Source organism: Rhodococcus sp. NPDC003348, from assembly GCF_053589375.1.
Genome location: NZ_JBSFRT010000008.1, coordinates 47,861 through 69,934 on the forward strand (window position 1 = coordinate 47,861; position 22,074 = coordinate 69,934).

The window sequence follows — 22,074 nt, forward strand, 5'->3', positions numbered from 1 at the left end:
CCTACGGTAGTGGTACGGGCGCGCACCGGCTCCGGGTGCCGGTCAAACCACGCCGGTCGGGTCGGCATCAACGGCCACCCTGGGTGGGTGCGGCAGCGAGGGTGACCTCGACGGTCTTCGCGTTGCCCCCATTGGGATCGGTGTAGGTGATCTGGACCTTGTCGCCGGGCGCGTGCGAGCGAATGGCCGCGATCAGGGCGTCTCCGCTGTTGACGACACGGTCGTCGACCCGGGTGATCACCACGCCGCGCGGGATGCCCGCCTGCTCGGCGGGACCGCCTGCCGTGACGTCCTGCACCGCGGCACCGTTGGTGACGTCCCGCGAGGACACCGACACCCCGATGATCGCCTGGGTCGCCTTGCCGGTCTTGACCAGTTCGTCGGCGACCCGCCGGGCCTGGTCCACCGGGATCGCGAAGCCGAGGCCGATCGACCCGCCCTGCTGGCCGGCCGCCGCGTCCCCGCCGAGGGTGGCGATCGCGGTGTTGACGCCGACCAGCTTGCCCTCCATGTTCACCAGCGCACCGCCCGAGTTGCCGGGGTTGATCGCCGCGTCGGTCTGGATGGCGTCGATCACCGTGTTCTGGTTGCCGGACTCACCGCTCGTCGACACCGGGCGGTTGAGCGCGGACACGATTCCGCTGGTGACCGTTCCCGCCAGGCCGAGCGGGGAACCGATCGCCACGACCGGCTGCCCGACCTGCACGTCCGCGGATGTGCCGAGCTCGATCGGGGTCAGGTCGGTGCGGCCCTCCACCTTGACCACCGCGATGTCCGACATCGGGTCGGCCCCGACGAGCTTCGCGGTCGCGGTCGTACCGTCCGAGAACGCGACGGTGAGCTTGCCGTCGGCACCGGCACCGGTCGCGACGTGGTTGTTGGTCAGGATCAGGCCGTCGGAGGAGAGCACGATGCCCGATCCCTCACCCTCGGCGCGGGCGCCCGCGACCTGGATCTGAACCACGCTCGGCAGCACCTTCTGGGCGACCGCCTGGACCGTGCCGGCCGGGGCGTTCGCGGTCTGGGTGGCGTTCGTGCGCGGGGCGTCGAGCGAGTTCGTCACCGTCCCGGAGCTGTTCCCGCTCTGGGTCCAGGCACCTACGGCACCGCCGACGCCACCACTGACCAGCGCCAACGCGATCGCGCCCGCCGCCAGCGCGGCGCGACCCGACTTCGGCTTGGTGGCGGCCGGGAACTGCCCGGCGGCCTGCGAGTCGGTGGCCTGCGTCGCGCCCTGCGGCTGGTAGGAGCCGTACGGGGCCTGTCCGTAGCCGGGCCGCTGGTAGTGCTGCGCCGCGGTCGGGTACTGGGCGGTCGGGTGGTCGCCGGTCGGGTACTGCGACGTCGGGTGGTCGCCGCTGGGGTACTGCGACGTCGGGTGGTCGCCGCTGGGGTACTGCGACGTCGGGTTGCCACCCGCCGGGTACTGGGCGGTCGGCTGCTCCCCCGCCGGGTACCGCGAGGTCGGGTTCTCGCCAGCCGGGTACTGGGACGTCGGCTGCTCGCTGCTTGGCGGCTGGTTCGGGGTGGCGGGCTGGTTCTGAGCCCAGGGCGAGTTCTCCTGTCCGGAGTCGCTCCGGCCGCTGCGATCCTCGGTCATCGTTGTGTGGTCCGTTCTCCCCTGCGCACCTGTGGGTGCGACTGCGATGCGATCTCGTTGACTCCAGCCTGTCGGGTCGGGCTTAGAGGGACCTGAGACTGCGCTTTCAGTTTGCCGAGACCTTGCTGCCCACACGGTCGACGCGCTCGGCCGGCGCCTCGCCGGGCAGGACGATGGTGATCAGCGCACCACCGCGATCGGATGCGCCGGCCTCGACGGTGCCGCCGTGCTTGACGACGACCTGGCGAACGATCGCCAACCCGAGCCCCGAGCCGGGCATCGACCGGGCCTCGGTGGACCGGTAGAACCGCTCGAACACCAGCTGCCGGTCCTCCTCGGGAATTCCGGGCCCGGCGTCGTCGACGGTCAACGCGAGATGCCCGTCGTCCAGCACCCGCATCCGCACCCGCACCTCGGCACCCGGAGGGCTCCACTTGGCCGCGTTGTCGAGCACGTTGAGGACCGCCCGGGCCAGCCCGGCACCGTCGCCGTGGACGAACCACGGCACGACCTCTGCCTCGAAGTCCACCTCGTTGCGGCGGCGACGTACCCGCTCCAGCGAGCGTTCGACGGTGTCCGCCAGATCGATTCGCTCGTGCACCGTCTCGGGTGCGTCCTCGCGGGCCAGGTCGACGAGGTCACCCACCAGCGTGGACAGCTCCTCGATCTGCGCCATCACGTCGGCACGCAGATCGGCCATGTCCTGGTCCGGGATCTGCGGGGCGCCCGGTCGACCGGCCGCGATCAGCAGCTCCATGTTGGTGCGCAGCGACGTCAGCGGGGTGCGCAGCTCGTGGCCGGCGTCGGCGACCAGCCGGCTCTGCCGGTCGCGGGACTCCGCCAGGGCCCGGAGCATCGTGTTGAACGAGACGGTGAGCCGGGCGAGCTCGTCGTTACCGGTAACCGGGATCGGCGTCAGCTCGTCGGTACGGGCGATCTGTTCGGTCGCCGCGGTCAGCCGCGCGACGGGTCGCAACCCGGTGCGCCCCACGGCCATTCCCGCTAGGGCAGCCAGGCCGACACCGCACCCACCAACGACGAACAGCACCCACGCGAGCCGCTCGAGCACCTCTCCGGTCGGCGCGAGCCGCTGCGCGATCACCAGGGTCGACCCGAGATTGGTCCGCTGGGCGAACACCCGCTGACCGGCGAACGTGCGCAGCGTCGAGTCGTGTTCACCTCGGGCAACGGACATCTCGGCCTCACCGATGGGCGCGTTCGAGCCCGGCGGCATGTACACCTTCAGGTCCGGGAAGATGAGCGCGACACTGATGTCGTTGGAGTACACCGTCGCCAGCGAGATGGTCCGAACGTCGAGGGCGTCGAAGTTGTTGGCGATCAGCGTCGTCGACCGGCTGCGCAGCTGCGAGTCGACGTCGTTGTACAGCGCGCGGGAGACGACGGCGTACGCCGCGATCGCCATCACGGCGACCGCGATCGCGACCACCGACGCGGCGAGCAGCGTCACCCGCCACCGCAGCGAGACGGACCGAGTCAGCGGCATCGGCGGCCGCATCTCGGGAATCTCGTGCGGTACGGACGAATTCGTGGCCGAGCGGCCGAACGGGGCAGCCATCACGGCGGCGTCTCCCGCAGCACGTAACCGACACCGCGGACCGTGTGGATCAGCCGCGGCTCGCCGTCCGCCTCCGTCTTGCGACGCAGGTAGCCGACGTACACCTCCAGGGCGTTGCCGGAGGTCGGGAAGTCGTATCCCCACACCTCCTCGAGGATCCGGCTGCGCGAGAGCACCCGGCGCGGATTCGCCATCAGCATCTCCAGCAGCGAGAACTCGGTGCGGGTCAGGCTGATCGAGCGACCGCCCCGGTCGACCTCGCGGGTGACCGGATCGAGGGTCAGGTCCTCGAACGTGAGCGCCTCCGAATCCTCGCCGACGTCCGGCACCGCCCTCCGCAGCAGCGCCCGCAGCCGCGCGAGAAGTTCCTCGAGCGCGAACGGCTTCGGCAGGTAGTCGTCGGCGCCCGCGTCGAGTCCGGCAACCCGCTCGGACACCGAATCCCGGGCTGTGAGCACCAGGATCGGCAGGTCGTCACCGGCGCTGCGCAGGCGCCGGCACACCTCCAGTCCGTCGAGACGCGGCATCATCACGTCGAGCACCACGGCGTCGGGTCGCGCCGCGGCGACCTGCTCCAGCGCGTTCAACCCGTCCACCGCGAGGTCGACGGTGTACCCGTTGAAGGTCAGGGATCGGCGGAGGGAGTCCCGCACGGCTCGGTCGTCGTCGACCACCAGGATGCGCATGACCATAGTTTCTACCCGGCAACTGAGATCGCGCTGAGAGGCGGCTGAGCCGTGTCGCTCAAGTCGGTGTCCCTCAGTCGTCCACGTGCCGCGGCCCGGGCAGGTTCCATTTGCGCCACAGCGCGAGCAATCGCAGCACCGACGCCGACACCGTGCCGATCACCAGGCCCGCGTTGGCCGTCAGCCCCAGCGCCGCGCACGCGACCACCACGGTCGAACCGATCAGCGCCGGGATCGCGTACAGGTCACGGTGCAGCAACAGCGGCATCTCGTTGACCAGGATGTCGCGCAGCACACCGCCCCCGATCGCGGTGGTGGCGCCGATCAGCATCGCGGCCTGACTGCTCGCGCCGACGTCGAGGGCGATCGTCGCCCCGCTACTTGCGAACAGTCCCATCCCGACCGCGTCGAGCACGAGGATTTCGCGGCGCAGCCGGCGCACGGCGGCGTGCGCGAAGAACACCACCACCGAGGTGACCAGCGCGGTGGTGAAGTACTTCCAGGTGTTCAGCGAGGTCGGCGGGGTGATGCCGAGCAGGACGTCGCGCAGCACACCGCCACCGATCGCGGTGAACACGCCGATCAGGCACACCCCGAAGAAGTCGAGGCGTTTGGTGACCGCGACCAGCGCACCGGAGGCCGCGAACGCGATCACCCCGACCAGCTCGAGCACCTTCAGCAGCACGCGTCACCCTCCCGTCGGTCTCATCTTGCCCAGCCGCGGCGGGGGAACGCGTCAGCGTCCGTGCGTGTCGGTATCGATCGGCGCGACCCGCGTGGCCTCGAACGCCGCGGCCCTCGCCGTCTGCACCGGCCGGCGCCGCAGCACCGCCCACACGAGGCCGAGCACCGCGAACCAGACCGGGGTCACGAGCAGTGCCTGCAGGGTGTCGGACTTCTGGGTGAACGCCCACACCAGGAACGCGAAGAACGCGAGCACCACGTAGCACATCGCGACGCCGCCCGGCATCTTGAAGGTGGATCGCTCGTGCAGCTCGGGCCGGCGCCGACGGTAGACGATGTAGCTGATCAGGATCATCGACCACACGAACATGAAGCACAGCGACGAGATGGTGGTCACGATGGTGAATGCGCCGATGATCGAGTCGCCGACCGCGACCATCACCACGCCGGACAGCAGGAACACACCCGACAGGTACAGCGCGTTGGCGGGCACCCTCCGTTTGGTCAGCCGCGCGAACGCCGACGGCGCGTCGCCGTTGCGGGCGAGGCCGTAGACCATCCGGGACGTCGAGTAGATGCCGGAGTTCGCCGACGAGGTGGCCGAGGTGAGCACCACGAAGTTGACGACGGACGCGGCGATGCCGAGGCCGGCGAGGCCGAACATCGCGACGAAGGGGCTGCGGTCGGCGCTGATCTCCCGCCACGGGGTGACCGAGATGATCACCGCGAGCGCGACGACGTAGAACAGCATCACGCGGATCGGGATCGAGTTGATCGCCTTCGGCAGGTTCTTCTCCGGGTCCTTGGTCTCGGCGGCGGCGGTGCCGACCAGTTCGATCCCGACGAACGCGAAGGTCGCGATCTGGAATCCGGCGACGAAGCCCATCGGCCCGGTCGGGAAGAAGCCGCCGTCGTTCCACATGTTCGCGAAGGACGACTCGGCCCCGTTCGGCGCGATGAAGTGGGTGAGCACCATCGCCAGGCCGACCACGATCAGGGCGACGATCGCGACGATCTTGATCAGCGCGAACCAGAACTCGGTCTCGCCGAACGCCTTGACGGTCGGCAGGTTCAGCCCGATCAGCAGCGCGACGGAGACCAGTGCGGGAATCCACAACGGCAGCGAGCCCCACCAGTAGGAGACGTAGCCTGCGATCGCGATGACGTCGGCGATGCCGGTGACGATCCAGCAGAACCAGTAGGTCCAGCCGGTGAAGAACCCGGCCCACGGCCCGAGCAGGTCGCCGGCGAAGTCGGCGAACGAGCGGTAGCCGGTGTTCGACAGCAGCAGCTCACCCATCGCCCGCATGACGAAGAACAGCATCGTGCCGATGATCATGTAGACGAACAGCACCGACGGTCCGGCCAGCGAGATGGTCTTGCCCGAGCCCATGAACAGGCCGGTCCCGATCGCGCCGCCGATCGCCATCAGCTGGATGTGCCGGTTGGTCAGCTGCCGGGACAGGCCCGGCTGCTGCTCTGTCGCACGGGTGATCTGGGTGTCTTCGGACACGGATGCTCCTCGCCACGGCGGCGCCGTGAATGAATGCGTTGGACGTCGGCGGACGTCGGGCCCGAGCGCGTTGGACGACGTCAGGCGGTAGTTATCGTAGCGAACGACCGGTCGGCGCCCGGGCACCGACCGGTCGGGTATCACCTCCGCGCGGGGTCGTACAGGCCGAGCCGCACCGCCCGGACCAGCCGTCTCGGCACCCGGTGCGTGACGCCGCCGACGGTCACGTCGACCAGGTCCGGGGCCTGCGCCTTCCACCGGGCGCGCCGGCTGCGGGTGTTCGACCGCGACATGCGTCGCTTCGGTGCTGCCATGGTTGTGCCTCCTCGTTGTGGGTGGTCAGCGCTCCTGCGGGCGGCGCGATCCGTAGCGGCGTTCGAACTTCTCCACCTGCCCGGCACTGTCGACGACGCGGGCCGAACCGGTCCAGAACGGGTGTGACGCGCTGGTGACGTCGACGACGATCAGCGGATAGGTGTTGCCGTCCTCCCACACCGTGGTCCGCTCAGCGGAGGCGGTGGACCGGGTCAGGAACCTCGTGCCGGTGCTGCCGTCCTGGAAGACGACGGGGCGGTAGTCGGGGTGCGTCGATGTCTTCATGCCTTGTCCTCTCGGTGTGCCTGCTGGAAACGGGTGTCGGATCGGCCCTCGTCGCAGGGCTCGGCGTGCCAGTCGCCGAATGGGTCCGGCCAGGTGGGCCAGGCGTGCTCGCGCCCGAACTCGGCATCGGTGAGCACCGCGTGACGCAGCGCCCGGTCGACGGCGCGCGGATCGGTGTCGTGGACCAGCACCACGAGGGAGGTGTGACGGTCGCCGTGCCGGGTGTCCCAGCGCAGCGCGGCCAGTGCACGGCGCGTCGCGTCCGCACCGGACTGTTCATCGGTGCTCATCGCGGCGAGCCAGCGTCCGGCCCGGCCGACGCGGAGGCCGCCACCGGCGGATTCGAGCCACAGCACGTGCTCGGGCTGGGTCGCCAGCCACATGCGGCCGCGCGCGGTGACGACACCGTCGAGCAGTACGTCGACCGCCTCGTGCAGGCGTTCCGGGTGAAACGGCCGGTCCGCGGTGAACTCGACGAGGGTGACGCCGCAGTCGGTGGCCAGCGGCGGCTGGCCACGCAGCAACGGCTCGTGCGCGCCCCCGACGGCTCCGCGCCGGGCATCGGAGGGCACCCGCGCGAGCACGCGGTCGCCGTCCGGCGCGAGGTCGTCGCCGATCCAGTCGATCGGCGCGGTCGGGGCCAGTCGGGTCAGGACGGCGTGCAGCCGGGCCTGGCTCCACCCGTCCGCACCGCGTCCGGCGACAACCAGGGCGTCGGCGCAGGCGACCTGCCCGACCACGACCTGCGCGACGGTGCGGTCGTCGTCGGCGGTGGTGGCGAGACCGCGGTCCGCGAGGTCGTCGTCACCAGTCGCGTCGTCGAGCCAGGTCGCCGCGTCCACGCAGGTCAGCACCGCCTCGATGCGGACGTCGCGGGATGCCGGACCGTCGAGTTGCCCGATCACCCCGCCCACGTGGACGTGCTCGATCGCCTCGCACACCGCCTCCGGTTCGAGTGTGCGATCGAGCTGCAGCACGATCCGGCGCACCGAGCCGCGCGCGTGCAGTCGCCGCAGCAGGGGCACGAGGTCCTCCCGCAGGGTGCAGCTGACGCAGCCGTGGGCGAGTTCGAGCAGCGTGGTGTCGACCACCCCGTCCGAGCCGGTGACGGTGCGCCGGACCACACCCTCCCGCAGGTGGTCGAGGTCGTGGTGGACGAGGACGGTTTCGGCGGTCAGCAGGCTCGCCGCAGTGGCCTCGGTGTCGGCCCAGCCGGCGACGAGGACGACCGGGGTTCGGCGGTCGGTCACTATCACTCCTTTCGACAACGATTGTCATTTCAGTGAAGGAACGGTACCGTCCCAGGCGGCATTTGTCGAAAACCATTTTCAACACTGGGTGAAAGGAGGCAGCATGTCGGCGCATTGCCAGGTGACCGGGCGCAAACCCGGATTCGGCAGGTCGGTATCGCACTCACACACACGGACGAGTCGGCGGTGGGATCCGAACATCCAGCGCAAGACCTACTTCCTGCCGAGCGAGGGCCGCCGGATCACGCTCACCGTCTCCGCAAAGGGGATCCGGACCATCGACCGCGACGGCATCGAGGCCGTCGTCGCGCGCATCCGCGCCGAGGGGGTGCGGATCTGATGGCCCGCAGCACCGAGGTCCGCCCGATCGTGAAGCTGAAGTCCACCGCGGGCACGGGCCACACCTACGTCACCAGGAAGAACCGTCGCAACGATCCCGACCGGCTGGTCCTGCGCAAGTACGACCCCGTCGTCCGCCGCCATGTCGACTTCCGAGAGGAGAAGTGATGGCGAGGAGGTCGAAGATCGTGAGAAACGAGCAGCGAGCGCTGGTCGTCGCGCGCTACGCGACCCGGCGCGCGGAACTGAAGGAGATCGTGCGCCGGCCGTCCAGCTCCCTCGAGGAGAGGTCCCGGGCCCAGGCGGCACTGCAGCGTCTTCCCCGCGATGCCAGTCCGGTACGATTGCGTAATCGTGACGCTGCGGACGGTCGTCCGCGCGGTCACCTGCGAAAGTTCGGGCTCTCTCGCGTGCGCGTGCGCGAATTGGCTCATCGTGGGGAACTGCCCGGCGTACGCAAGTCCAGCTGGTAACACTCGAGAGGGAAGCAATGGCAGTCAAGAGGGGCCCGTCCAAGAAGTCCCGCGGCGCGGACACCGGCCGCAAGCCCAAGAAGAACCCGCTGTTCGCGGCCAAGATCGAGCACGTCGACTACAAGGACGTGAACCTGCTCCGCACGTTCATCTCCGACCGCGGCAAGATCCGCAGCCGTCGCGTCACCGGCCTGACCCCGCAGCAGCAGCGTCAGGTTGCCGTCGCGGTGAAGAACGCCCGCGAGATGGCACTGCTGCCGTTCACCAGCCGGTAGCAAGAGTTTCCCGAAAGGCCGCACGGTCCCCGACCGTGCGGCCTTTCGCGTACCCGGCGGATGCACGCTCGGCGGCGGCCGGATTCGTTAGAAAGGCTGACGACTAGACTCCTCGGGGTTTGTTCGTCGAGGAGGTCACGGTGTCCGGAGTGCTCTCGGGATTCGCCGTCATCTTCGTCGTCATCGCCATCGGCTACGTGCTCGGCCGCTCCCGGGTTCTCGGCGAGCAGGGCGAGTTCGTCCTCAGCCGGCTGGTGTTCTTCGTCGCGACGCCCGCGCTGCTGTTCGACTCGCTCGCGAACGCCGACCTGTCGGTGATCTTCTCCCCCACCCTCGCCGTCGCTGCGGCCACCGCGTTCGCGCTCGGCATCACCTACTTCGCGATCACCCGCACCGTCATGCGCCGGCCGGTCCCGGAGTCGACGATCGGCGCGTTGGCGGCGTCGTACGTGAACTCGGCGAACCTCGGCATCCCCATCGCGGTGTTCGTGCTCGGCGACGCCTCGTTCGTCGCGCCGCTGCTGCTGTTCCAGATCGTCGTCTACTCCCCGATCGCTCTGACCATGCTCGATCTGACCACCGGACGAAAGAGCAGTTCCTGGGTCGAGACGGTGACGACGCCGTTCAAGAACCCGATCGTGCTGGCCGGCCTCGCCGGGCTTGCGGTCTCGATCACCGGGTGGACGCCCCCGGCCGCGATCACCGAACCGTTCCGCATCGTCGGCGGTGCATCGGTGCCGGGCGCGCTGCTGGCGTTCGGCATCTCGCTGTACGGCGTACGGGTGCTGCAACGCGGTGTCGCGCCACGCCGCGAGATCGCGCTCGCCTCGGTGCTGAAAATCGTCGTGCAGCCGGTCCTCGCGTACCTGATGGGACGGTTCGCCCTCGGCCTGGACGGTCACGAGCTGTTCGCGGTGGTCGTGGTGGCGGCCCTGCCGACCGCGCAGAACGTCTTCGTCTACGCCAGCCGGTACCAGCGCGGCATGGTCCTGGCCCGCGACACCGCCCTGGTCACCACCCTCGCCTCGATCCCCGCCATCGGACTGGTCGCCGCACTGCTGGCGTGACGCGACCGCGCCGCCCGTGCGTGAAGTGCCCGCTCACCGGGGTGAAAATCACTCACAGGCGGCGGAGCCGCACGAAGTCGCTGACCACCGCGGCTCCCAGACCGTCGAGATCGGGCGCCACGACCCGCCCGCCGACACGCTGCGCCATCCTGTCCACCACCCGGGCCAGGCCGGGATCGTCACCGAGCCGGAAGATCGTCACCTGCGCGCCCAGCTTGGCGAGGTTGTCGAGTTCCCGGACCGTCAGGCCCAGAGTCTTGGGGTGCGGCGGATAGTCGAAGAACGCCCGGCCGTCAGGCTCCAGATGTGCCGTCGGCTCACCGTCGGTGACGATCAGGACCACCGGTTGGGCGTTCGGGTTCCGGCGCAGGTGCCTGCCCGCCAACAGCAGGGCGTGATGCAGGTTGGTGCCCTGGTCCCACGCGCCGTCCAGGCCCGCCAATTCCTCCGGGGTGACGGTGCGGGCCTGCCTGCCGAACGCGATCAACTGCAGGTCGTCGCCGCGGAATCGGGTGCGCACCAGATGGTTCAGCGCCAGCGCCGTCCGCTTCATCGGCACCCAGCGCCCGTCCATCACCATCGAGAACGAGGTGTCCACCAGCAGCGCCACCGCGGCCCGGGTGCGCTGCTCCGTCTCGGCGATCTCGACGTCGGAGACCCGCAACCGAACCGGAACCGACACCTGCCCGGAACCCGCCTCGCGGAGAACGGCATTGGTGACCGTCCGCGTGACGTCCCACGGTTCGGTGTCGCCGAACTCCCACGGACGGCTGGATCCGGTGGGCTCCCCCATCGCCCCCGCCCGGCGGGTGTCGCGGGCACCGTCGCGCCCGGACAACCGCTGCGCGACATCACGCAACGCCGACTGGCCCAGCTTGCGCATCGCCCTCGGCGACAGTCGCCACTGGCCGTCCGCACCGCGGTCGAGGAAGCCCTGCTGGTGCAGCGCCCGCTCGAGGTCGGCGAGGGTGCGGGCGTCGGCGGCCGCCTCCGGTCCGAGCTGCCGCAGCAACGCCTCCGGGTCGATGTCGTCGAGTTGTGCGCCCGCGTACTCCTGCGACAGCTGCTCACCGAGCTGTTCGAGTTCGGCGATGTCCGCCAGCGCGGACGTGCCGTCACCGAGGCCCATGCCGTCGTCGCCGCGAAACCGGCGACTGCCGTCCCAGTCCTCGCCCGGCCGCGCCGCCCGCAGGTTCGCGTCCAGCCGGTCCAACTGCTGCATCAGGCCGGGGCTGCCGAACGCCTGCTGCGCCAACGCATCCAGTTCGGCGCGCTGCTCGGGGGTCAGCGAGTTCCGGAGGCGCTGTGCAGCGGCCGCGCGGCGGGCGAGCGCGTCGAGCAGCTCCTCCACGTCCCGCGGGTTCTCGGGGAAGAACTCGCCGTGATCGGCCATGAACTGCTCGAAATCCTCCGGGGTGTCCTCACCCCGAGAGTGCTTGTCCAGCAGGTCGTTCAGGTCCGACAGCATCTCGTCGACGCGCCGGCGGTCCTCGTCGGTGGCGTTCTCGAGCGCCTGCTTCATGCCGTCGAACCGCTGGTCGAGCAGTTCCCGGCCGAGCAGGTCCCGGATCTTCTCGTAGTCGGCACGGGCCTGCGGATCGCGCCAGTCGTAGTCGGACAGGTCCCGCACCGCCTGCGCGGTGGACGGCGGCAGCTCCGCGAGCTGCATCTCCGCGAAGCGGGCGTCGTCGTCGAGCGACCGTGCCAACTCCTTGCGTTCGGCGAGCACAGCACGGTCGAGCAGCTCGCGAACCTCGTCGAGGGTGCCGCCGAGGTTGTGCTCGCCCAGAAGCTCGCGGCGACGCCGGTTGGCCTGCGCGGCAAGCCGGTCCAGCCCGCGCATCGTCGAGGTGCCGCGCCGGAGCAGCTCGCGGAGCGCCTGCCGCGGAGACGAGCCCTCGAGGACGTCGTTGCCGATCGCCTCGAGCGCCTCGCGCAGGTCCACCGGGGGTGCCAGTGGATCCGGTCCCCCGTGGTAGCGGCCGTAACGCTGGTACATCAGCTGTACACCAGCTGCCCGTCGTCGTCGGGGTCCTTCGCGATCCGACGGGCCAGATACAGCCCTTCGAGGGCCAGTTCCACGGCCGATGCGCGGGCGCCGACCGTGCGGGCACCGAGCCGCTCGGCCACCTGGTCGACCACCGCCAGGTCCGGCAGTTCACCGAGCAGGTCCTTCGCGGTGACCCGGTCGCCGGTCACGACGGGCGATCCCTCCTCGACCGCCGCCACCAGCTGCCCGAGATCGATGCCGCCGAGCCGTTCACGGACGGTCTCCGCGGTGGCCCGCCGCAGCAGGTGCTCGAGGATCTCGCTCTCGCGGCCCTCCTCGCCGGACTCGAACTCGAGCTTTCCGCGCAGGACGTCGATCACCGTCCCGAGATCGACGGGCCGCGCGGTCGGGTCGGACTCGCCGAGGATCGCACCACGGTGCACCGCCGCCGCGCCGACCGTCTCCGCCGCCGCGACCGCGAACCGGGCCGAGACGCCGGAGCGCTGGTCGATCGACGGGGACTCGCGCAGCAGCCGGGTGAACCGGGCGAGGATCTCGAGCAGGTGCAGGGGCACCTCGGCGCGCAGCTGCGCCTCCTGCTCGATGACGGCGACCTCGTCGTCGACCTCGAGCGGGTAGTGGGTGCGGATCTCGGCACCGAACCGGTCCTTGATCGGGGTGATGATGCGTCCGCGGTTCGTGTAGTCCTCCGGGTTCGCGCTGGCCACCAGCAACACGTCGAGCGGCAGCCGCAGCGTGTAGCCGCGGACCTGGATGTCACGCTCCTCCATCACGTTCAGCAGTGACACCTGGATCCGCTCGGCGAGGTCGGGCAGCTCGTTGACCGCGACGATGCCGCGATGCGCCCGTGGCACCAGTCCGAAGTGGATGGTCTCGGGGTCGCCGAGACTGCGCCCCTCCGCGACCTTGACCGGGTCGACGTCGCCGACCAGGTCCGCGACCGACGTGTCCGGGGTCGCGAGCTTCTCCGAGTACCGTTCGTCGCGTCCGCGCCAGGCGATCGGCAGGTCGTCGCCGAGTTCGGCGGCCCGCCGGATGGAGGCGGGGGTGATCGGTTCGTACGGGTGCTCACCGAGCTCCGAACCGGCGATCACCGGCGTCCACTCGTCCAGCAGCAGCGGCAGCGTGCGCAGCAGCCGGGTCTTGCCCTGCCCGCGCTCGCCGAGCAGCACGATGTCGTGGCCGGCGATCAGGGCGCGTTCGAGCTGCGGCAGGACGGTGTCCTCGAAGCCGACGATCCCCGGCCAGGGGTCGCGGCCGTCTCGCAGGGCGGCGAGCAGGTTGTCGCGGATCTCGTCCTTGACCGGACGCTGGACGTGGCCGGACGCGCGCAACTCGCCCACCGTGGCGGCGGTGGGGCGCGGCGACCGGAACTCGGGGCTGGGCGCAGTCACCACTCCACGCTACGAGGCTTCCGCCGAATCGGCACCCCTGTCGCCGATTCGAGATTCGGATCCGCCGACGCCGGCCGCCCGGTCGGAGTAGTTTTCCGCGCGGGCGGGGCGAGTTCGGACCCGACCAGCGAGGGCGCCGAGCTGTGCCATCGACACCTACCCGTTGGGGACGGAGACCGCCGTGACCGAGCCGGACGAGACCACCACACCACCCGCGAACAGGGCACTGCTCGCCCTGGCCGCGGTGCTCCTGCTGATCCCGATCGTCGCGATCCTGTGGGTGCCGTTCTACGCCCGCGAGGAACCGAGGTGGGGCGGCTTCCCGTTCTTCTTCTGGTATCAGTTCGTGTGGGTGTTCCTCTGCGCCGGAGCCACTTTCGCGGCGTACCGGATCGTGCTCCGGGCCCGCCCGCACCGCCCGATGCGGGGCGCCGACGAGGACGGCGACCGGTGACCGCCGAGGTGCTGGCGGCCGGCCCCGGCGACGGGGTCGATGGGGTCGCGCTTGCGGTGCTGGTCGCACTGTTCGCCCTGGTCACGGTGCTCGGATTCCTCGCGTCCCGGTGGCGGCGGGCGGCGAACCTGGCCAGCCTCGACGAGTGGGGACTCGGCGGCCGCAGTTTCGGCACCTGGGTGACGTGGTTCCTGATCGGCGGCGACATCTACACCGCGTACACGTTCATCGCGGTGCCCGCCGCGATGTTCGCCCTCGGCGCGGTGAGTGGGTTCTTCGCCATCCCCTACGCGATCGTCGTGTACCCGATCATCTTCGTGTTCATGTCCCGGCTGTGGTCGGTCAGCCACCGTCACGGCTACGTGACCACCGCGGACTTCGTGCGCGGGCGGTACGGGTCGCGCTGGCTGTCGCTCGCGATGGCGCTGACCGGGATCCTCGCGACGATGCCGTATGTCGCGCTGCAACTGGTCGGCATCCAGGCGGTCCTCGAGGTGATCGGCATCGGCGGCGCGGACAACGTGATCGCGAGGGACCTGCCGTTGTTCATCGCGTTCGCGGTCCTCGCGGCGTACACGTACTCGTCGGGGCTGCGGGCGCCCGCGATCATCGCGTTCGTCAAGGACACGCTGATCTACCTGGTGATCATCGTCGCGGTGATCTACCTGCCGTCGAAGTTCGGCGGCTGGGCGCACATCTTCGACGCCGCGCAGACCAAGATGGAGACCCCCAACCCGGCCACCGGCAAACCCACCGGGACGTTCATTCCGAGCAGCCAGCAGTTCTGGGCGTACGCCACCCTGTCGTTGGGGTCCGCGCTGGCACTGTTCATGTACCCGCACTCGGTGACGGCGACGCTGTCGGCGAAGTCCCGCAACACGATCCGGCGCAACGCCTCGATCCTGCCCGCCTACACGTTCCTGCTCGGCCTGCTCGCCCTGCTCGGCTGGGTGGCGATCGCCGCGGGTACCAAACCGATCGGGCTCGACGGCAAGCCCAACGCCCAGTTGGTGGTGCCGCAACTGTTCGAGGACGCATTCCCGTCCTGGTTCGCGGGTGTCGCGTTCTCCGCTATCGCGATCGGTGCCCTCGTGCCCGCCGCGATCATGTCCATCGCCGCGGCGAACCTGTTCACCCGCAACGTGTATCGCGAATGGTTCCGGCCGTCCGCGACGCCCGCGCAGGAGGCGAAGGTCGGCAAGATCGTCTCCCTGGTGGTCAAGTTCGTGGCGCTGATCTTCGTGCTCACCCTCGACAAGCAGAACGCGATCAACTTCCAGCTGCTCGGCGGGATCTGGATCCTGCAGACCTTCCCGGCAATCGTGTTCGGGCTCTACACCCGCTGGTTCCACCGCTGGGCGCTGCTCGCGGGCTGGGCGGTGGGCATGGTCTACGGCACCGTCGTCGCCTACAACACCTCGTCCCCGACCACGGAGCACTTCGCCGGGTCGCTCGCCTCGATCCCCGGGATCGCGCAGATGGGATACGTCGCGCTGACCGCGTTCGTGATCAACGTCGTCGTCGCGGCCGTGCTCACCCTGGCACTGCGGGCACTGAACGCACCCGACGGCATCGACGCGACCGTCACCGGCGACTACTTCGCGGACACCGGCGACCCCCGCGTGAAACCGCTACCCACCACCCCGACGGAGGCCACGCCGAGTCCCTGAGGCGGCTGCGCCGCTCGTGTGCGCTTCGGTGAGTCCAGGAACTCACGAGACACGCGCGAGCGCCGGAGGCGCCCTCGGTGGTCCCCGATTCGTACACTGCGCCCATGGACACCTGGGTGCTCCCCGCTCTCCTCGGTCTCGGCCTCGCCGCCGCGACCGGGCTGCGGACCTTCCTGCCGCTGCTGATGCTCAGCGCCGCCGCATATTTCGGACTGTTCGGCATCTCGCTGGGCGAGTCCTTCGCCTGGGTGGGATCGGCAGGTGCACTGGTGGCGCTCACGATCGCGACCGCCGTCGAACTCCTCGCGGACCTGATCCCGTTCGTGGACAACGCACTCGGCGTGTTCGGCACCGTCAGCCGCCCGATCGCGGCCGCGATCGCCGCCGGGGCCGTGTTCACCGATCTCGAACCGTCGACAGCGGTGATCGCGGGCATCATCGTCGGCGCACCGACCGCACTCGCGTTCAGCACCGCCCAGACCGGTGCCCGGGCGGTCAGCACCGCGTCGACGGCGGGAGTGGCGAATCCTGTGCTCTCCGTCGCCGAGGACGGCGCCGCCTTCACCCTGGTCCTGGTGGCTTTCCTGCTGCCGCTGCTGATCCCGGCTGTGCTCGCGTTCGCGCTGTGGTTCGCGTGGAAGGGTGTTCGCCGGCTCCGGCGCCCGGTGAACGGCTGACGCGGGTCGCACCCGGGCCCGCCCCGCCGACCTGAGAGACTGGCCCACATGGCCGACACCGAGATCACGTTCACCAGCGGCGACGTCACCGTCCACGGCAGCCTCCTCGTCCCCGACGGCGTCGACGGCCCGGCACCCGCCGCGCTGCTACTCGCGGGCAGCGGCCCCACCGACCGCAACGGCGACAGCGCGGTGATGCCCGGCTCGATCGGCACCCTGCGCTTCCTCGCCGACACCCTCGCCGAGGCGGGTATCGCGAGCCTGCGGTACGACAAGCTCGGCAGCGGCGTGACCGGGCTCGGTCCCTACTCGGTCGACGACGTCGCCGACCTCGGGTTCTCCGTCTTCGTCGACGCCGCGGCCGACGCGCTGCGCAACCTCGCCGCGCAGCCCGACATCGATTCGCGCCGGCTGCTGGTGATCGGCCACAGCGAGGGCGCGCTGGTCGCGATGGCCGTCGCCGTCCGCGACGACACCCCCGACCTGATCGGGCTGGGCTTGCTCGAGCCCCTCGCGGTGCGGTTGCTGGATCTGCTGACCCGGCAGATCACCGGGCAGGTCGACGCGGCCGTCGCGGGCGGCCAGCTGCCCGTCGAGCTCGCCGACCAGCTGCGCACCGGCCTCGCCGACGCGGTCGAGTCGCTCCGCACCGACGGCACCGTCTCCGACGACCTGCCGGAACCGCTCCGGCTCGCCGGCCTGGTCTCCGTCAACGCCAAGGCCCTCGCCGAGGAGGATGCGCTCGACCCTCGCGCACTGGCCGCACAGCTGCCCGCCGGCCTGCCCGTGCTGACGAGCTGCTCGGACCGCGACATCCAGGTCTCCCTCGAGGACGTCGATGCCCTCGACGCCGCCCTGACCGGCGCGAAGGTCACCCCGGTCCGGATGACGACGGCGAACCACGTGCTCAAGGAGATCGGCGAGCGCCCCTCCACCGGCGCCGACTACGTCGAGGACCTGCCGTACTCGCCGGAGTTCCGGACCGCGTTCGTGAACTGGCTGGGCGCTCTCCCCCGCTGACGCCGAGTGTGCACCGCCCTCGCGCGCAGTCGGTGCCCGCGGCGGGGGTGCACACTCGCAGGCTGTGGATGACGGCGCAGGTTGTCCACAGCCCGCGTCGCGGCACCACCGGGGCGCGCGACAAGATCTGCATCGTCGGCTCGAGCCACCGAGAAGTACCGTGGCACAAGGGAAATCGTTGGTCTCCGCCAGGTTCTCGATCTGATCGACGGCGGCGCCGAGTCGCCGCCCGAGACTCGAACCCGGCCGACGCTCGTCGACAGCGAACCGCCGCGGCCGACGGTCGCAACATCGGGTGAACACCCGGCGGGACACGCCGGAATCGAATACCGGGATGCGTGGACCCCACCCGGTGATGTACCGTTCTCGGCTAACAACCAGCTGCGAGAAGAAGGGAACCCGGCCATGTCGAAGTTTGCGCACGTATCGGCAGCACACGTGGCCATGTGGCGTTCCTGCATTTTTGCCAAGCGTGTGCGCCGAGAACCATTCTGACGACAAGCGGATCGAGTTCTCGGCACCCAGGGCACACAGCCCGGGTGCCTTTTCTTTTGTCCCGAGTTTTTCCCGAACCGTCGCCCCGACGAAACCTTCCGAACACACGCCGCCGACACACTCGAAGGCGCGAGACCGAGCTAAGGAGCTCCGACATGAAACTTCGCTTCAACCAACTGTCCCCGACGCAACCGCTGGCGGACCTGCCTGCGGACCTCACCGGCCACGCCGTCACGCTGGACCTGTCGCACACCGACGCCGGGCAGCGCGCCGCGGCCACCGATCTGGCCCGCGAACTGCTCGACCGCGGCGCCGCCCGGATCGTCATCTCGGGTAACGCCGCCTGAAACGCACGAGAGGTGCACACCCGGCAGGGTGCACACCTCTCGTGTGTCGTGTCGATCAGTGCGCGAAGTGACGCGCCCCGGTCAGGTACATGGTGATGCCGGCTTCACGCGCGGCCTCGATGACCTCGTTGTCCCGGACGGATCCACCCGGCTGCACGACCGCCTTCACGCCGGCGTTCGCCAGCACCTGCAGGCCGTCGGGGAACGGGAAGAAGGCGTCGGATGCGGCGACCGACCCGGTCACCCGGTCACCACCGCGGTTCACCGCGAGGTGCGCGGAGTCGACCCGGTTGACCTGCCCCATGCCGACACCGATCGACGCCCCGTCGGACGCCAGCAGGATCGCGTTGGACTTCACCGAACGGCAAGCCCGCCAAGCGAATTCGAGATCCTTGAGGGTCTGCTCGTCGGCCGCCTCGCCGACCGCGAGGGTCCAGTTCTTCGGGTCGTCGCCCTCGGCGTCGAGGACGTCCCGCTGCTGCAGCAGCGCGCCACCGGAGATCGGCCGCAGCTCGACGCCCGTCTCGGTCGGCGCGACCGCCTCGAGCACGCGCACGTTCTTCTTGCGCGCCAGCACCTCGACGGCACCGGGCGCATAGGACGGGGCGATGATGACCTCGGTGAAGATCTCCGCGACCTGCTCCGCCATCTCGACGGTGATCTCGCGGTTCGCGGCGATGACGCCACCGAACGCGCTGACCGGGTCGCAGGCGTGTGCCTTGCGGTGCGCCTCGGCGATGTCCGCTCCGACCGCGATACCGCACGGGTTGGCGTGCTTGATGATCGCGACCGCGGGAGCGTCGAAGTCGTGGGCGGCGCGCCACGCGGCGTCACCGTCGGTGTAGTTGTTGTACGACATCTCCTTGCCGTGCAACTGCGTCGCCTGCGCGAGGCCCGCGGGCGCGGCCGGGTTCACGTACAGCGCGGCGGCCTGGTGCGGGTTCTCGCCGTAACGCAGCACCGCGGTGCGGTCCCAGCTGGCGCCGGTCCACTCCGGGAACTGCGAGTCCGACTCGACCAGCGTCGACGTCATCCAGGACGCGACCGCGACGTCGTAGGCGGCGGTGTGCTGGAACGCCTGCGCGGCGAGCGCGGTGCGCTCGGCGAGAGTGAACCCGCCGGCGGCGACGGCGGCCAGCACGTCGGAGTACTTGGCGGGGTCGACGACGACCGCGACCGAGGGGTGGTTCTTCGCCGCGGCACGCACCATCGACGGGCCGCCGATGTCGATCTGCTCGACGCACTCGTCCGGAGTGGCACCCGAGGCGACGGTCTGCGTGAACGGGTACAGGTTCACCACGACCAGCTGGAACGCCTCGATGCCGAGCTCCTCGAGCTGCGCGAGGTGGTCGGGCTTGCGGGTGTCGGCGAGGATGCCCGCGTGCACGCGCGGGTGCAGCGTCTTCACGCGACCCTCGAGGCATTCGGGGAACCCGGTCAGCGACTCGACCGGCGTGACCGGGATGCCGGCCTCTGCGATCTTCGCGGCGGTCGATCCGGTCGAGACCAGCTCGACGCCGGCCTCGTGCAGGCCGGTGGCGAGCTCCACCAGACCGCTCTTGTCGTACACGCTCACCAGTGCGCGGCGCAGTGCCTTACGTTCGGTCACTTCGGGATCACGGCCTTTCGTCCATCGGAAACAACTCCTCGGGTAGCGACGGCGGCGATGACCTCGACCAGCAGTCGCCGTTCCACGGTCTTGATGCGTTCGTGCAGCGTCGACTCGTCATCGTCGTCGAGCACGATCACCGCCTCCTGGGCCAGCACGGGCCCGGTGTCGACACCCGAATCCACAAGGTGCACGGTCGATCCCGTCACCTTGACGCCGTAGGCGAGGGCGTCGGGGACGGCGTGCGCGCCGGGGAAGGACGGCAGCAGCGCGGGATGCGTGTTGATGATCCGGCCGCCGAACCGCGACATGAACTCCGGGCCGAGGATCTTCATGAACCCGGCGGAGACGATCAGGTCGGGGGTGTGCGCGGCGACGGCCTCGGTCAGCGCCAGGTCCCAGGCGGCACGATCGGGGTGCTGCCCCAACGCGACCTTGAAGGCGGGGATTCCGGCGGCCTCGGCGTGCTTGGTGGCGGCGCACTCCCGGTCCACGCCGACCGCGACGATCCGTGCCGGGTAGTCGTCGGTGGCGGCCGCGATCAGCGACTGCAGCAGGCTTCCCGTGCCGGAAGCGAGGACCACGACCCGGACCGGCGTACCGGTGTCATCGGGCCGGAACACATGCGGGGCAGTCAGCGCTCTACTCCTCGGGGCATCGGCCGGGGCCCGGCCGTGAATACCGTCGGCTGCCGCCGACACCCGGTAAGACTAGTCGCTGCTGGTCCGGGTGCCCTCGGGCAGGTCCTCCTCCGACTTCGGCTCCGTGACCTGCACCACCCCGGCCTCGGTCGCCCCGGTGTCGCCGGGTTCGTCGACCACCTCGGCGTCGACCACCGACCCCGGTTCGATGTCGACGACGGGTGGGGCGGTCTCGGCGTCCTCGAGCAGTTCGGCCTCGATCACCGCGGTCCGCGGAGCCGCGCCGTCCGGCGCGTCCGTCCCGTCGCCGGGCCCGGGAGCCTCGGACGGCGGTGGGACCTCGCCCCCGCCTGCCTCGGACTCCGCAGCCGCGGTGTCGTCGGCGATGCGTCCACCGGGCAGTGCCGGGGTTTCCGGAACGACGTTCGGCCGCGGCGGCCGCGGCGCCCGCTCGGGTGCCGGTTCCGGTTCCGGTTCCGGCCGGGCCCGCCATCGCGTCACCGCCGCCGCGGCAGCGCCGCACAGGGCGAGCCAACCGAAGGTGGCGCCGGCGAACGTGGCCACGGTGACGCCGACCGAACCGAACGACCCGAGCGCACCCCCGGCGACGAACCCGAGCACCGCGAACACCACGGCGACGGCGAACGCCCCGACGAGCGCGGTCTTCGCGGCCAGCAGCGGGGAACCGGACCGGCGGGCGCACTCGCGGCCGAACAGCACGCCGATCGCGGCGGGGATCACCAGTGCCGCCAGCCAGCCGTCACCCCAGGACTGCTCCGGCAACGCGCCGAGCACCGGCAGGGCGGGAACCGGCCCACCGACCACGTCGAACAGGCTCACCGACGCGGATCCCACGTGGACGGCCGACCCGACCAGCACCGCGGTGGCCCCGACGACGACGTTCGGCAGGTACAGGATCGACAGCAGGGTCAGCCCGAGCCCACCGGTGAAACCGTCCCCGGCCTCGACGAGCATCCCGACCGTCGACCAGGATGCGAGCAGCGAGGCGACCGTGATCGCCGCGCCGGTGGCCAACAGCGCCATCGCAGCCCGCATCGCCGGACGCGCGGCGGCGAGCACCCAGTCCGGCACGCCGAGGAAGGTCACGGCCGGCCGCCACAGTCGCATTCCGATCCCGATCCCGGCGCCGGTCAGGTGCACCGCAGCCACCCACGCGAACGCGGACAGCGGGTTCGGCGTCGACAGGGCGATCACCGATGCGGCGTCGGCGACCACGGCCAGGGCGATCGCGGTGACCACCAGCGGACCCGCGACCGCGGCGCCGAGCACCCACCAGCACTCGTGCCGCGGGGTGGACGCGTGGACGACGCGGGAGCAACCCCGGGCCACCGCCGCGACCATCACCAGCGTCGGCAGCAGTGGCAACACCCCGAGCGACGCGCCGCCGATGGTCAGCGGCACCTGGTGGACGGCGAGCCACCCGGCCGCGATCGCACCGCTCGTCCCGGTCAGGTCGCTGTTCGCCGCGACGAGGGTGACGAGCATGCACGTGGCGATGACGACGAGGGCGAGCAGCGCAGGCCGCAGACCGAGCCCGAGCAGGGCCCGCACCTGCTCCGGGGTCGGGCTGGGGCGGGTGCCGGTCGCGGGTTTGCGGATCGGGGGGCGCGGGGTGCGCCGCTGACCGTCGGGACGGGTGGCGGCGCGGCTGAGCGCGGAATTCATCGGGCCG

At 70.5% G+C, this 22,074-nt stretch carries 23 protein-coding genes; 10 read left to right on the top strand and 13 right to left on the bottom strand.

The features are described from left to right. Positions 1–67: 67 nt before the first annotated feature. The 8 genes from ACWDU4_RS07605 to mrf all read right to left on the bottom strand — a co-directional run bounded on the left by ACWDU4_RS07605 (position 68) and on the right by mrf (position 7,909). Positions 68–1,600, bottom strand: coding sequence for a trypsin-like peptidase domain-containing protein (locus ACWDU4_RS07605; RefSeq protein ID WP_450113264.1), 1,533 nt, complete (start codon positions 1,598–1,600; stop codon positions 68–70). A 106-nt stretch (positions 1,601–1,706) separates the two neighbouring features. Further along, complete coding sequence (locus ACWDU4_RS07610) at positions 1,707–3,176, bottom strand: ATP-binding protein (protein ID WP_450113265.1); 1,470 nt, start codon at positions 3,174–3,176, stop codon at positions 1,707–1,709. Next, entirely contained in the window at positions 3,176–3,862 is a 687-nt protein-coding gene (locus ACWDU4_RS07615; protein WP_450113266.1) for a response regulator transcription factor, read from the bottom strand. Before ACWDU4_RS07615 ends, ACWDU4_RS07610 begins: the two co-directional genes overlap by 1 nt. 73 nt (positions 3,863–3,935) lie before the next feature. Further along, entirely contained in the window at positions 3,936–4,547 is a 612-nt protein-coding gene (locus tag ACWDU4_RS07620; protein ID WP_450113267.1) for a trimeric intracellular cation channel family protein, read from the bottom strand. A gap of 51 nt (positions 4,548–4,598) precedes the next feature. Then, positions 4,599–6,059, bottom strand: a complete 1,461-nt coding sequence (gene cycA / locus ACWDU4_RS07625; RefSeq protein WP_450113268.1) for a D-serine/D-alanine/glycine transporter — start codon at positions 6,057–6,059, stop codon at positions 4,599–4,601. A gap of 140 nt (positions 6,060–6,199) precedes the next feature. Further along, positions 6,200–6,373 carry a 50S ribosomal protein L32 gene (gene rpmF, locus ACWDU4_RS07630; RefSeq protein WP_450113269.1) on the bottom strand — a complete coding sequence of 58 codons (174 nt, stop codon included), beginning with the start codon at positions 6,371–6,373 and terminating at the stop codon, positions 6,200–6,202. Between the two features lie 25 nt (positions 6,374–6,398). Beyond that, on the bottom strand, positions 6,399–6,659 hold the full coding sequence (locus ACWDU4_RS07635; protein WP_450113270.1) for a type B 50S ribosomal protein L31: 261 nt from the start codon (positions 6,657–6,659) through the stop codon (positions 6,399–6,401). Further along, on the bottom strand, positions 6,656–7,909 hold the full coding sequence (gene mrf / locus ACWDU4_RS07640; RefSeq protein ID WP_450113271.1) for a ribosome hibernation factor-recruiting GTPase MRF: 1,254 nt from the start codon (positions 7,907–7,909) through the stop codon (positions 6,656–6,658). The genes ACWDU4_RS07635 and mrf overlap by 4 nt, the downstream gene beginning before the upstream one ends. 103 nt (positions 7,910–8,012) lie before the next feature. Here mrf and rpmB point away from each other — a divergent pair, with 103 nt between their 5' ends. The 5 genes from rpmB (at position 8,013) to ACWDU4_RS07665 (ending at position 10,063) form a co-directional block, all read left to right on the top strand. Then, complete coding sequence (gene rpmB / locus ACWDU4_RS07645; protein WP_450113272.1) at positions 8,013–8,249, top strand: 50S ribosomal protein L28; 237 nt, start codon at positions 8,013–8,015, stop codon at positions 8,247–8,249. Then, positions 8,246–8,416: a 50S ribosomal protein L33 gene (gene rpmG, locus ACWDU4_RS07650; protein WP_450113383.1), complete on the top strand. Its 171-nt coding sequence runs from the start codon at positions 8,246–8,248 to the stop codon at positions 8,414–8,416. Before rpmB ends, rpmG begins: the two co-directional genes overlap by 4 nt. Next, on the top strand, positions 8,416–8,721 hold the full coding sequence (gene rpsN, locus ACWDU4_RS07655) for a 30S ribosomal protein S14 (RefSeq protein WP_450113273.1): 306 nt from the start codon (positions 8,416–8,418) through the stop codon (positions 8,719–8,721). Before rpmG ends, rpsN begins: the two co-directional genes overlap by 1 nt. A 17-nt stretch (positions 8,722–8,738) precedes the next feature. Then, a complete protein-coding gene (rpsR, locus tag ACWDU4_RS07660) occupies positions 8,739–8,996 on the top strand; it encodes a 30S ribosomal protein S18 (RefSeq protein WP_050062834.1) in 258 nt (85 codons plus the stop codon). Positions 8,997–9,136: 140 nt separating this feature from the next. Next, a complete protein-coding gene (locus tag ACWDU4_RS07665) occupies positions 9,137–10,063 on the top strand; it encodes an AEC family transporter (protein WP_450113274.1) in 927 nt (308 codons plus the stop codon). A gap of 52 nt (positions 10,064–10,115) precedes the next feature. Here the strand turns inward: ACWDU4_RS07665 and ACWDU4_RS07670 are convergent, their stop codons facing one another. Next, positions 10,116–12,062: a VWA domain-containing protein gene (locus tag ACWDU4_RS07670; RefSeq protein ID WP_450113275.1), complete on the bottom strand. Its 1,947-nt coding sequence runs from the start codon at positions 12,060–12,062 to the stop codon at positions 10,116–10,118. After that, positions 12,062–13,471, bottom strand: a complete 1,410-nt coding sequence (locus tag ACWDU4_RS07675) for an ATP-binding protein (RefSeq protein WP_450113276.1) — start codon at positions 13,469–13,471, stop codon at positions 12,062–12,064. Before ACWDU4_RS07675 ends, ACWDU4_RS07670 begins: the two co-directional genes overlap by 1 nt. 178 nt (positions 13,472–13,649) lie before the next feature. Here ACWDU4_RS07675 and ACWDU4_RS07680 point away from each other — a divergent pair, with 178 nt between their 5' ends. The 5 genes from ACWDU4_RS07680 (at position 13,650) to ACWDU4_RS07700 (ending at position 18,131) form a co-directional block, all read left to right on the top strand. Beyond that, positions 13,650–13,922: a DUF3311 domain-containing protein gene (locus tag ACWDU4_RS07680; RefSeq protein WP_450113277.1), complete on the top strand. Its 273-nt coding sequence runs from the start codon at positions 13,650–13,652 to the stop codon at positions 13,920–13,922. Then, complete coding sequence (gene mctP, locus ACWDU4_RS07685; protein ID WP_450113278.1) at positions 13,919–15,592, top strand: monocarboxylate uptake permease MctP; 1,674 nt, start codon at positions 13,919–13,921, stop codon at positions 15,590–15,592. Before ACWDU4_RS07680 ends, mctP begins: the two co-directional genes overlap by 4 nt. A 104-nt stretch (positions 15,593–15,696) precedes the next feature. Beyond that, a complete protein-coding gene (locus tag ACWDU4_RS07690; RefSeq protein WP_450113279.1) occupies positions 15,697–16,269 on the top strand; it encodes a DUF4126 domain-containing protein in 573 nt (190 codons plus the stop codon). A gap of 48 nt (positions 16,270–16,317) precedes the next feature. Further along, positions 16,318–17,289, top strand: a complete 972-nt coding sequence (locus tag ACWDU4_RS07695) for an alpha/beta hydrolase family protein (RefSeq protein ID WP_450113280.1) — start codon at positions 16,318–16,320, stop codon at positions 17,287–17,289. A 650-nt stretch (positions 17,290–17,939) separates the two neighbouring features. Beyond that, complete coding sequence (locus ACWDU4_RS07700; protein ID WP_450113281.1) at positions 17,940–18,131, top strand: hypothetical protein; 192 nt, start codon at positions 17,940–17,942, stop codon at positions 18,129–18,131. A 55-nt stretch (positions 18,132–18,186) separates the two neighbouring features. Here the strand turns inward: ACWDU4_RS07700 and purH are convergent, their stop codons facing one another. The 3 genes from purH to ACWDU4_RS07715 form a co-directional block, all read right to left on the bottom strand. Continuing rightward, a complete protein-coding gene (purH, locus tag ACWDU4_RS07705) occupies positions 18,187–19,740 on the bottom strand; it encodes a bifunctional phosphoribosylaminoimidazolecarboxamide formyltransferase/IMP cyclohydrolase (RefSeq protein WP_450113282.1) in 1,554 nt (517 codons plus the stop codon). After that, entirely contained in the window at positions 19,737–20,378 is a 642-nt protein-coding gene (gene purN / locus ACWDU4_RS07710; protein WP_450113384.1) for a phosphoribosylglycinamide formyltransferase, read from the bottom strand. The genes purH and purN overlap by 4 nt, the downstream gene beginning before the upstream one ends. Before the next feature lie 72 nt (positions 20,379–20,450). Further along, positions 20,451–22,067: a cell division protein PerM gene (locus ACWDU4_RS07715; protein WP_450113283.1), complete on the bottom strand. Its 1,617-nt coding sequence runs from the start codon at positions 22,065–22,067 to the stop codon at positions 20,451–20,453. Positions 22,068–22,074: the final 7 nt, after the last annotated feature.

Bases quoted from the DNA above. Each gene is read 5' to 3' on its own strand.
- ACWDU4_RS07605 (WP_450113264.1), bottom strand. From the start codon at position 1,600: ATGACCGAGGATCGCAGCGGCCGGAGCGACTCCGGACAGGAGAACTCG.
- ACWDU4_RS07610 (WP_450113265.1), bottom strand. From the start codon at position 3,176: ATGGCTGCCCCGTTCGGCCGCTCGGCCACGAATTCGTCCGTACCGCAC.
- ACWDU4_RS07615 (WP_450113266.1), bottom strand. From the start codon at position 3,862: ATGCGCATCCTGGTGGTCGACGACGACCGAGCCGTGCGGGACTCCCTC.
- rpmF (WP_450113269.1), bottom strand. From the start codon at position 6,373: ATGGCAGCACCGAAGCGACGCATGTCGCGGTCGAACACCCGCAGCCGG.
- ACWDU4_RS07635 (WP_450113270.1), bottom strand. From the start codon at position 6,659: ATGAAGACATCGACGCACCCCGACTACCGCCCCGTCGTCTTCCAGGAC.
- rpmB (WP_450113272.1), top strand. From the start codon at position 8,013: ATGTCGGCGCATTGCCAGGTGACCGGGCGCAAACCCGGATTCGGCAGG.
- rpsN (WP_450113273.1), top strand. From the start codon at position 8,416: ATGGCGAGGAGGTCGAAGATCGTGAGAAACGAGCAGCGAGCGCTGGTC.
- rpsR (WP_050062834.1), top strand. From the start codon at position 8,739: ATGGCAGTCAAGAGGGGCCCGTCCAAGAAGTCCCGCGGCGCGGACACC.
- ACWDU4_RS07670 (WP_450113275.1), bottom strand. From the start codon at position 12,062: ATGTACCAGCGTTACGGCCGCTACCACGGGGGACCGGATCCACTGGCA.
- ACWDU4_RS07690 (WP_450113279.1), top strand. From the start codon at position 15,697: ATGGACACCTGGGTGCTCCCCGCTCTCCTCGGTCTCGGCCTCGCCGCC.
- ACWDU4_RS07695 (WP_450113280.1), top strand. From the start codon at position 16,318: ATGGCCGACACCGAGATCACGTTCACCAGCGGCGACGTCACCGTCCAC.
- ACWDU4_RS07700 (WP_450113281.1), top strand. From the start codon at position 17,940: ATGAAACTTCGCTTCAACCAACTGTCCCCGACGCAACCGCTGGCGGAC.
- ACWDU4_RS07715 (WP_450113283.1), bottom strand. From the start codon at position 22,067: ATGAATTCCGCGCTCAGCCGCGCCGCCACCCGTCCCGACGGTCAGCGG.